The sequence below is a fragment of the Longimycelium tulufanense genome, from assembly GCF_014645795.1.
Classification (GTDB): domain Bacteria; phylum Actinomycetota; class Actinomycetes; order Mycobacteriales; family Pseudonocardiaceae; genus Longimycelium; species Longimycelium tulufanense.
Genome location: NZ_BMMK01000048.1, coordinates 22,129 through 33,083, shown reverse-complemented (window position 1 = coordinate 33,083; position 10,955 = coordinate 22,129). Strand labels below are relative to the sequence as shown.

General features: G+C 66.2%; 7 protein-coding genes. 2 read left to right on the top strand and 5 right to left on the bottom strand.

From position 1 onward, the window contains the following. Window positions 1–264: 264 nt before the first annotated feature. Both IEY55_RS28735 and pdxR read left to right on the top strand, forming a co-directional pair. Window positions 265–3,408: an ATP-binding protein gene (locus IEY55_RS28735; protein ID WP_189061714.1), complete on the top strand. Its 3,144-nt coding sequence runs from the start codon at window positions 265–267 to the stop codon at window positions 3,406–3,408. Window positions 3,409–3,750: 342 nt separating this feature from the next. Next, window positions 3,751–5,193 (top strand): MocR-like pyridoxine biosynthesis transcription factor PdxR, encoded by a 1,443-nt coding sequence (gene pdxR / locus IEY55_RS28730; protein ID WP_189061713.1) that lies wholly within the window; start codon window positions 3,751–3,753, stop codon window positions 5,191–5,193. A 129-nt stretch (window positions 5,194–5,322) separates the two neighbouring features. Here pdxR and IEY55_RS28725 read toward each other — a convergent pair whose 3' ends face one another. Genes IEY55_RS28725 through IEY55_RS28705 form a run of 5 tightly spaced genes read right to left on the bottom strand, consistent with a single transcriptional unit; the run spans window position 5,323 to window position 10,947 of the window. After that, a complete protein-coding gene (locus IEY55_RS28725) occupies window positions 5,323–6,648 on the bottom strand; it encodes a Gfo/Idh/MocA family protein (protein WP_189061712.1) in 1,326 nt (441 codons plus the stop codon). Next, the gene (locus IEY55_RS28720; RefSeq protein WP_189061711.1) at window positions 6,645–7,739 is read right to left on the bottom strand and encodes an Ldh family oxidoreductase; all 1,095 of its coding nucleotides are present in this window, start codon (window positions 7,737–7,739) and stop codon (window positions 6,645–6,647) included. The genes IEY55_RS28725 and IEY55_RS28720 overlap by 4 nt, the downstream gene beginning before the upstream one ends. Then, entirely contained in the window at window positions 7,705–9,033 is a 1,329-nt protein-coding gene (locus IEY55_RS28715; RefSeq protein WP_189061710.1) for a M20/M25/M40 family metallo-hydrolase, read from the bottom strand. The genes IEY55_RS28720 and IEY55_RS28715 overlap by 35 nt, the downstream gene beginning before the upstream one ends. Further along, the gene (locus IEY55_RS28710) at window positions 9,026–9,877 is read right to left on the bottom strand and encodes a sugar phosphate isomerase/epimerase family protein (RefSeq protein ID WP_189061709.1); all 852 of its coding nucleotides are present in this window, start codon (window positions 9,875–9,877) and stop codon (window positions 9,026–9,028) included. The genes IEY55_RS28715 and IEY55_RS28710 overlap by 8 nt, the downstream gene beginning before the upstream one ends. Next, a complete protein-coding gene (locus IEY55_RS28705) occupies window positions 9,874–10,947 on the bottom strand; it encodes a DegT/DnrJ/EryC1/StrS family aminotransferase (protein WP_189061708.1) in 1,074 nt (357 codons plus the stop codon). Before IEY55_RS28705 ends, IEY55_RS28710 begins: the two co-directional genes overlap by 4 nt. Between the last annotated feature and the right edge of the window lie 8 nt (window positions 10,948–10,955).

Genomic DNA, 10,955 nt, shown 5'->3' with positions numbered 1-10,955 from the left:
TTTCTGACCTTGGCCGCCGCCCTCACCTGCTACAAGAGACTCACCAAGTGAGACACGCTCTAAGTGCTTATAGCCTCGGACGAAGACCACAGGGGTTCGGCGCGGCTGCGTGGGGGTCGCGTGTTGCATGTTCGGACCGCTCTCGCCGAAACTGTGATGCGTGGATTCCGTCTGGGCGTCGTGAAAATGCCGCTTCTCAGGGGGTTCGGAATGGGAGAGTCGGTAGCTGTGTCCGTCGCTTTGCGATTCCGCGTCCTAGGGCCGTTGGCCGTCTCGTACGAAGACCGTCAGGTCGAACTCGGCCCGGCTCGCCAGCGGGCGGTGTTGGCCGCCCTGTTGCTGGCGCCGGGCCAGGTCATGACCCCTGAACAGCTGACCGAGGCGGTCTGGCCAGGCAACCCGCCGGCCGAGGCTATGGCCAACCTGCACAGCTACGTGTCGAACTTGCGGCGCCGGCTCGAGCCGAACCGACCCCCACGCGGCCGGAACCGCATCCTGCGCCGGGAACCGATGGGCTACCTGCTCGCGGTCGAACCCGACCAGGTCGACGCACACCGGTTCGAACAGCTGCTCGGTGAGGGCCGCCGGCTGCTGCTGGACGGCCACCACCGGGAGGCGGGCCGGACACTCCAGGAGTGCATGGCGTTGTGGCGGGGCACACCCTACGTCGACGTCCGCGACTGCCACCAAGCATCGCAGGAGGCAGTACGGCTGGAAGAACTGCGTCTACTGGCGGTGGAGACGCGGTGGGAGGCCGAACTGTCACAGGGACGGGACGCCTCCACGGTCGCGGCGGAGCTGGCGGCATTGCGCACGAAGTACCCGATCCGCGAGCGTCTCAGCTGGCTGTTGATGCAGGCGTTGTGCCGTACCGGACGGCAGGCCGATGCCCTGAAGGTCTACGACAGCACACGTCGGGCGTTGGCCGAGGAGCTCGGGGTCGACCCCGGCCCCGAGCTTCAGAAGTTGTTCAACGCCATTCTGCGCGGCGACTACGCCGCGCCGGCCTCGACCCCACCCTCGCCGGTCGTGCTCACGGCGGAGCCCCGGCCCGTGCCGTCCGCAGTCGGTGCGGGTGACGAGCCGGTGGAACGACCACCGACGGCCCGGTACCCGCTGCTGGAACGTGAAAGCGAACTCGACCTGCTGACGCGGTGGGGCGAGGCGGCACTCGCCGGCCGGGGCCGGGTGGTGTTGGTACGGGGTACGGCCGGACTCGGCAAGACGAGGCTGGTCCAGGAATGGGAAAGCAAGGCCACTGCGGGCGGTTTGCCGACGTTCTGGGGCCGTTGCCAGGAAGCTGTGGGAACACCGTTCTGGCCCTGGGTACAGGTGCTGCGGCAGCTCGTCAGGGCCCGCCGCGACGAACTCGACGCGCTTCCCGAGGACGTGCGGTCCGCCCTGGCGCGCATCCTGCCCGAAATGGGGCTGCCCGACCCTGGGGCGGTGCCGCAGCCACGGCGGGTCACCGACAACCGGAATCCGCTCGACCAGTACGAGGCCGTGTATCACCTGCTGCACGAGCTGGCATCCCGTCACCCCTTCGCGATCGTCCTCGAAGGCGTGCACGCCGCCGATCCCCACTCCCGCGACCTGCTGGACGGGCTGACAGCCCTGGCCCATACGATGCCGCTCATCATCGTGGTCACCGAACGTGTCCCCGAAACGGGAGCACAAATCGAGGGCAGGACACCAGGAACCTCCTGCGTGCGCGACACGGACGCCGACGTGCTCAACCTTCGTCCGCTCAGTCCCGAAGCGGTCCACACTCTTGTCAGCTCCGTGGCCGGGGTCAGTGTGGCCGAGGCGCTCGGCGATCCTATCTACATCGCGACGTGTGGCAATCCTTTCCAGGTCTCCCAACTGTTGGCATTCCTCGACGAGACGAGGGAACCACGTCTCGTGACCCCCTCCCGGGTGCTGACGCGTTTGACCGCGGGAGTGCGGGACCTGCTACGCCACTGGCTCCAGCGGCTCGACGACGACACAAGGAACCTCCTCAAGGCGTGCGCTGTTGCCAGGGAGGACCTCGACGTGGCCTTGCTGGACGAGGTAACCCAGCTCGGCGACGAAACGCTGCAACACCTCGACCTCGCCATCGACTGTGGGCTGTTGCGGGAGGACCCGACCGAGCGCGGCCGCTACCGCTTCGCGCACGCCCTGATCCAGAAGGGCATCGACGCCGACCTCAACGGCTTGGAGCGAGCCACGCTGCACGCCCGGGTCGGCCACGTCCTGGCGAACCGGGGACCGGGCGTGGCCGACGACGTCGAACGGGTGGCCAACCACTTCTGGGCAGCGCGGGCCCTTGTTGACGGCGTGGAGGTCCTCCGGCACACCGAGCGCGCCGCAGAGCACGCGGCGCAACGTCGGGCGCGCGAGGACGCACAGCGGTGGCTGCGGCGGTCCATCGAGATCGCCCGCCGGCTGCCGCCCAGCGACGAGCTGATGCGACGACAGGTCGAACTGTTCACCGCGCTCGGGCAGATCGCCGTGACGGCATGGGGTTTCAGCGCCAACGAGGCCGAGAAGGAGTTCGGTACCGCTCTGGACATCTGCGAGCAGCGCGAGCTCGTTCCACCGCCGGTGGTCCTCTGGGGACTGTGCTTCGTGTACTTCATGTCCGGCCGCCTCTCCGGCGTGACCGAGATGGTGCAGCGGATGCTCGAGCAGGCGCGCGCGACCGGCGATCCGGCGGCCCTGCTCGGCGCCTCCTACGGACAGGGCGTCCTCGCGTGCCTGCGGGGTGAGCTCGACGTCGCCGTTGGGGAGTTGAGCTGGGCGGTCGGTCTGGCGGACCGACTCTACGGGGGCCGGTCGCAGTCGGAGAACGTGTCCCGCTGGTCGGACTGGCGGATCAGCTGCCGGGCGTTCGAGGCACTGTGTCGCTGGCTACTCGGTGAGCACGACGCCGCGTCCCGGCTGCGGATCGAGATCGTGGCGATGCCACCGGTCGACGCCTTCAGTCCCGCGGCCCGCCTCGGGGCGCTCTACTTCGACGCGATGCTCGCCTCGTTCGACGGGGATGTGGGCCAGGCGCTTGTCTCCGGAACCAACGGGCTCGCCCGTGCCGCCGAGCAGGAGCTGTGGTGCTGGCACTCGATGATTCGCGGCCCATATGGCTGGGCGTTGGCGCGCACCGGTGAGGTGGCAGTGGGGCTGAGCCATCTGCGTGGTTCGATCGAGGATCTCCAGAAGCAGCAGACAATCGCTTACCTGCCCCTGCATCTGCTTTACCTCGCGGACATCCAGGAGTGGTTGGGCGACGAGCGTGCGGCACGGGCGAGCGCGGTGCAGGCGCTGACCATGGTCGACTACCACGGGTTGAACATCTACCTCCACCCACGGCACCCGTTCCGGACGTTGTGGGAGCGGCTTAGCTCCGCCGAACTGGCGAAACTTCGTTGAACCTCAGACGTTCCACCCGACCACTTGTTCTCCCGCGGATCCGGTGTCCCCCTACCAGCTTCGCACGATCAACCGTGGCTCCCGAGGCGACCAAGCCGAAGGATCAGCGCCAGCGGCACTGGTGTGTCTCGGGACGGTCGTCGCGTCGGTGCGGCATTCGGGTGTCATTCGACCAGGGGTAGGTGTTGAACCGACCGCCGGCTGAGGTATGACAGATAAGGGGTCAGTCGGGCGATTTGTGTTCCTCTCCCGAAGGATCTGGGTTTCCCGTGTATTTCCGGGGGATAAGGTTTCGGCGAAACGGGGACATGCACGCGTGGGACCTAGATCTGGGGGAGTCTCGTGTCGTGGCACTTGAGCATCACCGTGGACCGACGATCGTCCGGGTCGCTGACCGAGCAGGTGCTTCGTCAGATCAAGCAGCTCATCCGGGACCAGGTACTCCGGCCGGGCGTGCGGTTGCCGTCGACCCGTCAGCTCGCCACCGACCTGAATGTGTCCCGATCCGTCGTGGTCGAGGCATATCAGCAGCTCATCGCCGAGGGCTGGTTGGCCTCCTCACAACGCTCCGGAACCTGGGTCTCCTACCGGGCGGAACAATGTTCGCGACGAGGCAGGTACGTCGCGAACTCCTCGCACGACAACCTGCGGCAGACGCACCTGGACCTGCGTCCCACCGGTGCCGACATCACCGCCTTCCCCCGAAAGGAATGGCTGGGTTGTCTGACAATTGTGCTGCGCCGCGCCAGCCGGCTCGATCTGGACTACCCACCGACCTCCGGGGTACCGGCACTGCGCGAGGAACTCGCCCAGTACCTCGGCCGGGTGCGGGGGCTACGGGTACTGCCGGACCAGGTCGTGGTCACCGTCGGCTTCGCCCAGGGGCTTTCCCTCGTCGGCCACATGCTCCGGCGCCTGGGCATCCACTCCATCGCCCTCGAGGATCCCGGACAGCCCTATCTGCGCAACTTCATCGAAAAGATCGGTCTTCGCACCGTCGGCGTCCCGGTCGACGAGAACGGAATTGATGTGGCCGCCCTGGAACGCAGCGCCGCCCGCTCCGTTCTGGTCACCCCGGCACACCAGTTCCCGACCGGCGTGGTGTTGGCCCCGCACCGACGGGCGGCCCTGCTCGACTGGGCCGAACGGGTGGACGGACTGATCATCGAGGACGACTATGATGGCGAACTGTGGCACGAGCCGAGTGACTGGCGGCCGACACTGCAGAGCATGAGCCCGTGCCGGGTCATCTACGGCGGCACGGCGAGCAAGACCCTGGCCCCGGGGCTCCGGCTCGGCTGGTTGTGCGTTCCTCCCACGCTGGTGCGCGAGCTCGAGCGGGCCAGGGAGGGGCACGACCTCGGCACGGGAAGCATCGAGCAGCTCGCCTACTCCGAGTTCATCCGCACCGGCCGGCTCGACAGACACCTGAGGCGCATGCGGGCGCGTTACCGCGAGCGGCGTCGAACGCTGGTGAACGTGTTGTCGGAACGCCTACCGGACCTGCAGTTGTGCGGTTCAGCCGTGGGGGCACACGCCTACCTGCGATTACCCCCGCGTCTGGACGAACGGTCACTCGTAACGAGGGTGGCCCGGCAACGGCTCCTGATCCCGGGCGTCACGCACTTCGGGCTGGGCCATGCCAGCCCTGCACCCGGCCTGATCGTCGGCTATGCCTTCCCGCCGATGACCATCCTGGTCGAGGCGTTGCACATACTGGCAGCGGCGGCGGACGATCTCGCGGGGAGCGTGCACCTGGCCCCCGCCACCAGCCTTCGAGGCTGAAACGAGTTCTGCGACCACCGTCAGGTCGGTCACCACCGGCTATCAACATCACCTGCGACGGCAGCGGCCAGCCAGCCGAAGCCAGACCTGTGCCTACGGTCGTGTGTTCCCGCAGGAGACGGGTAAGCCTCACTCACCGGTCGTCGCCCGGAAGCAGATCTGGTCGCCAGGGCGCAGGTCCAGATCTGCGGCGGTCAGCAAGCGCTCGGTGTCGATAAGGATGTTGTAGTGGTTCGGTGCGTGGCATTCGTCAAAGCCGGCGACGACCCCGATTCGCCGGCCATCGCCGAGCCAGACCTCGTCGCCGCGTTCGACGACAGCGGGGTCGTGGAACTCGGCGAAGCCGAGGAATCCCACCCGGTCCACCCGGTCGCCCGGCCTGGTCGGGCGATCCGTCGTCGTGACCAGCTCGTGGATCTGCCCTGCGGGTACACACCGGGACAACCACGGGGACATGGACATCCCGCGCTCAGCACGGCTGTGGAACAGCAGCTTCACCACCCGGGCGACGACAGCGTTCTTTGCCGTCATGCGAGCCCGGGTTTCTTTCCTCCTGGCTATCGTGTAGGCATCGGAGACCAGCCGAACGATCTCGGGCCCGGCATCGACATGGTCGGTACCGAGCGCAACCGCCCGACGGAAGTCGGCCAGAATCCCGACGTACTCATGGTCCAAGGAGGACTTGAATTCCTCGAATCCGCCGAGCATGTCGGCGCGCAACAGACGGCCATCGCGAGTCTCGACGGTCACGTCCTTGAGCTCACCGGTGGGAAGCGCCCAGTCCAGCTCTACCTGGACCGGAACACCATTCGCACCCTCGAGGGCGACTTCGGCGTAGTGCTCGCATCCGGTACGCACATCGCCGATGGTGGCATCGACCACCCGTAGATCGCCAACGAGGAAGCGTACCGTATCCAGTGCGTTCGGACCGTTGTCAATCAGGCATCCACCTCCGCAGCGGAGAGGATCCAGGTACCACTGATCACCGCCGGTGTGCTCGGTGATGTTCTCGTGGTACCGCGCCCTGACCAGTGTGATCTCCGCCGGGTTCTTGGGTAGCTGAGCGGCGAGATTGTGCAAGTTCCTGTTGTAACGCCGGTGGAACGCGGTGAACAACGTCGCCTTGCCACGCCTTGCCGCGGCCACAACACGGTCAGCGTCCGTGCTGGTGACGGTGAGCGGCTTCTCGCAGCAGACCGCGATCCCTCGTTCCAGTGCCTGCACCGCAACATCCGCGTGCAGGTTGTTGGGGAGCGTGATGACCAAGGCATCGACGTGACCCGCGTCCAACAGCGCCTCGACGCTGTCGAACCCGGGAACTCCGCGTTCGGTGAACGGCAGGATCTTCTCCCTGTCCCGATCGCACACGGCTGCCAGGGTCACCTGTGGATCCTGCTCGATGGCCCGGAGGAAGAACGGCGCGATCGCGCCGAGACCCAAAACACCGATCTTCATCCTGGGAGCACCTCCTGGAACAGTTCCGGAATCCCGAGTTCTTCAGCGAGCTGAAGAAGCTTCTCCATCACCTGATCGGATAGTGCGACACCCTGTTCCTCGGCCTCGTTCGCCCGTCGCGCTTCTGGAGCACCGGGGTAGGTCACCGAGCCGCTGTTGGACGGCGGGCAGCTCTCCACGGTGCCGAGTACCTCGTCGACGGAGTCAAGGAACTGACCGGTTTTGTCGAATGCTGTCGGGTCGATCGCCAAGGCGAAGTGCCCGACGTCGTGGTCCTCCGCGGGCGGACCGGACAGCGCGTCCCGTCGCGGTCCGAAGGACGCACCGGCCAGGGGGCCACACAGCAGGTCGACAAGAAGGGCGAGACCGTAGCCCTTTGCGCCACCGGTGGTTATCCGCCCGCCAAGCCATGCGACATCGGCGCTTCCGTTGAAATAGGCCGCCGGATCGGTGACGTCTTCGCCGTTGCGCCCGATCAGCCAGCCGGGCGGTACCTCGCGCTGCTCCGCACGTGCCAGGGCGAGCTTCCCGGTGGCGACCACCGTGGTGCTCATGTCCAGCACGAAGGGTGGTCGCCGTGCCGAAGGCACCGCGGCGGACAACGGGTTGGTGCCAAGCAGGCGTATCGCGCCACCCAGCGGTGGGACGACGCCCTGCGCTCCACAGTTCGTCATGGCGATGCCCACCAGCCCGGACCTGGCTAGTCGGTGGGTGTAGTAGCCGGCGCTGCCGAAGTGGCTGCTGTTGCGAACGGCCACCGCGCCGACACCGTGTGTGTGTGCCTTACGGCTGGCCATGTCGACCGCGCGGGTCATTGTCACCAGCCCAAGACCACCCTGCCCGTCCAAGGTCGCGCCGGCCGGAGTTTCCATGAGCACCTCTGGTCGTGCGCTTGGACTGATCCGGCCGTCACGCAACCTCGGCACATAGGTGTTGACGAGAGCGTTGCAGCCGTGCGTGGTGAAGCCACGCTCGTCCGCGTAGCACACGACGGCCGCCGCTGTCTCTGCCGCGGTCCGGCGAAGCCCACATCTCTCGAAGACCGTCACGACGAAGTTACGTAGTGTCTTGGAGTTGATCCGAGTTGTCATTCGAGTTGGCTCCCCTTACATGGTCCGCAAACCCCAGAACCAGGTCCCGTATGCGGGTGGCATATTCGTCGAGATCGTCGAGCGGGACGTGTTCCCGTGGCGTGTGTGCGCCGTTGCTGTCGAGTTGGCCCGGCCCGCAGACGATCACGTAACGTCCAGGCCCGGAGGCCCATATCGCGTCACAGGTGAACGCCGAACCATCCGCGGTGCCGTCGTGTCGTGGAAGGCCCACGGCATAGAGCAGTGACTCCATTTCGTGATCACGGTTGGACAGCGGCGGAAGATCGCGTTTGAGCCATTCCAGCCGCACCACGTCGGCCCAGTCGGTCGCGAGACGCCGTGCCACGGGATGGTTCCCGAAGCGGTGGACGAACTCCTTCCCCACTCCGGCAACGACCTGGTGCACTGCTTCGGCAAGCTTGCTCGCGGCGTCCTGGTCGTAGTAGGCGATGTTCAACTTCAGCTCGCCCGTGCCGTAAACCCGGTTGTGGAACCGCCCGGTATGCACGCCGGAGAGGCAGAGCTTCGCACCGTGGTGTTGGGCGAGTGGGCTGAGGTCCTCCATCAACCGGGTGGCCAGGAACCCCAACGCGAGTGTTGCGTTGTGGCCCTGTTCGGGACGATCGTCGGTGCTGTCCATGCCCTGTACGACCAACATCGGGGTCATTGCGGCGCTACAGGCGTCGAGCGACCGGCATCCGGTGGGCTCGGCGAACAGCATGAGCCGGCCGACGCACCCGCTCCGAACCAGCCAGCGCGTGCCGTAAACGCCCATTGCCCCGCCCTCCTCACCAGGGACACTGGCGACCTGTACCTCGAGATCGTCTGCGAGTAGTGGATCGGAGGAGAAGGCCGCCGCTACACCGACCACCGCGGCAACGCCGGGTCCCTTGTCATCCACCGCGCCCCTGCCGTACAGGGTCCGACCGACGGTCTTGGGCGGTATGTGCGGGCTCACGGTGTCGATGTGGAAGTTGATGACGAGCCGGCGATGTGGGGGCTGTCGCCGCCCGATACCGACCACCACCGACGGCTGAGTTGCGAGGAACCTCTTGGGATCAACAGCGGCCGCCGCTCGCACCTGGGCGGGGACACCGGGTAGTTCCAGATCCGTGGCCGGCGGACTGTCCCACCGGTGCTTGCGCAGTCCGCGTTCCACGGCGCCCGTGAGGAAGCACTGCTGGGCGCCGACGACCTCGCGGGGATCTCCGCCTTCCAGGGGAGAGACGCTGGGTACCGACATAAGCTCGCTGAGCCAGGCCAGGTCCTTTCCGCTGAGCTGGACGTCACCCATCGAGCCCTCGCACGAGGTCGAGGAACTCCTGGACATAGCGACGATGAACGGCCTGGCACCGAGCTGGATCTGCGGAAACGCCGAGATGCGGGATCAGCGCGATGTGTGGCTCGACACTGTACCAACCACGATAGCCGGACTGTTCCAGCAACCGTACGCAGCCAGCGACGTCTGCCTCGCCCTGTCCAGGCATGACGAAGACGGCTCCGTCGCCAGGGTCCTTCCGTGCGTCCTTGACGTGCACGTGGTCCACCCAGGCAAGCACCTCCCTCAGGAAGGACACGGGTTCGTAGCCATAGGCAATGCCGTTGCCCATGTCGAACACGAGCCGTAGGCGCTTACTGTCTACATAGGACAACATTGCCAGCGTGTGATCGTGGCTCTGACTACCCCAACCATGACAGTTCTCGTGAAGTAAGAGGACGTCCAGGTCTTCTGCGATCGAGGCGAGCACCCTCATCCGGCGCAGGGACTCGGCGCGCCACTCCGGCTCAGCTCTACCGTCGTTCGGGTAGGACATCACCCGCAGTCTTCGGCAACCCAGCATCGAAGCGTGACGGGCGGCTCTCCGCAACACATCGATCTCGGCGTCGAGGTCGGTACCCACCGAGACGGCCCAACTCCCGAGCGGGGTGTCCACCACGGGGACCACCATGCGCGCTTCGGCGAGGGAGTCCGCCAACGATCCCACTTCCTCGGTGGTGAGGTCGTGTATTCCTCTGCCCTCCACCGTGCGTAACTCGACCCCCGTCAGGCCCGCTTGTTGATGGATCCGGATCTGGTCGCGTGACCCGGGAGCGGCCTCGTCACCAATGCCGCAGACACGCCCAGCAAGGTTGATCATGGTCGCCTGCCGTAGAACTCGGTGACCGCGTCGGTAACCCGCTCGACATCCGCCAGCGGTAGCCCTTGATAGAGGGGCAGCGCCAGGCTCTCCTCAGCCAATTGCTCCGCGACAGGGAAGTCACCCCGCTGGTAACCGAGATCCCTGAAGACACGTTGTAGATGCAACGGGTGGGGGTAATAGACCTCGGTTGTGATCCCCACCTTCCCGAGATGGTCGCGCAGCCGTGCACGCTCTTTGGCCCGAACGACGTAGGTGTACACAGCCCTGCCGGTGAAATCTGGAGGTGGTGGAAGTAGATCCGGTGCGAGTGGTCGCAGGCGTTCCTCATAGTGCTGGGCGAGTGTCCGCCGTTCCTCCAGCACGTTGTCGAGAGTCGGCAGCTGGCGCAGGAGATATCCGGCGACGAGTTCGTCCATTCTGCAGTTGAATCCGACCTTGTGGTGCAGGAAGCGCACCTTGAGATCCATGCCGTGGTTGCGTAGCTGGCGACATGCCGTGGCCAGCGTCTCGTGGTCCGTGATCACCATCCCGCCATCGCCAATGCCGCCGAGCGGCTTGCCGGGGAAGAACGAATAGACCCCCGCATCGCCATGCCGTCCGGCCGGTCTGCCATCCACCTCTGCGCCCAGACTCACCGCACTGTCCTCGATCAAGCTCAGCCCGTGCCGGTCGGCGATGGCTCGGAGCACGGACATGGGTGCGGTGCAGGAGAAGAGATGAGCGGGTAGGACAGCACGGGTCGCGTCGGTGATGGCCGGCTCGACCCCGGCCGGGTCGAGCGTGGCGGTTTCCGGTTCGACGTCGACGAACACCGGCTTGGCCCCGGTCAACGCGATGGTACTGGCGGAGGAGATGAACGAGAAGGCCGGTGTGATGACCTCGTCTCCCGGCCCGATGGACAGCGCGGACAGCACCAGCGTCAGGGCACCGGTGCCGCTTGCGCAGGCGATGGCGTGTGTGGCACCGGTACGTTGCGCAATTGCGGATTCCAGCGCTGTCACTCGGGACTTCAGGATGAACTCGTCCGAGTCGCTGATATCGCGAAGCACGTCGAGGATCTCGTCCACCTGGTGTG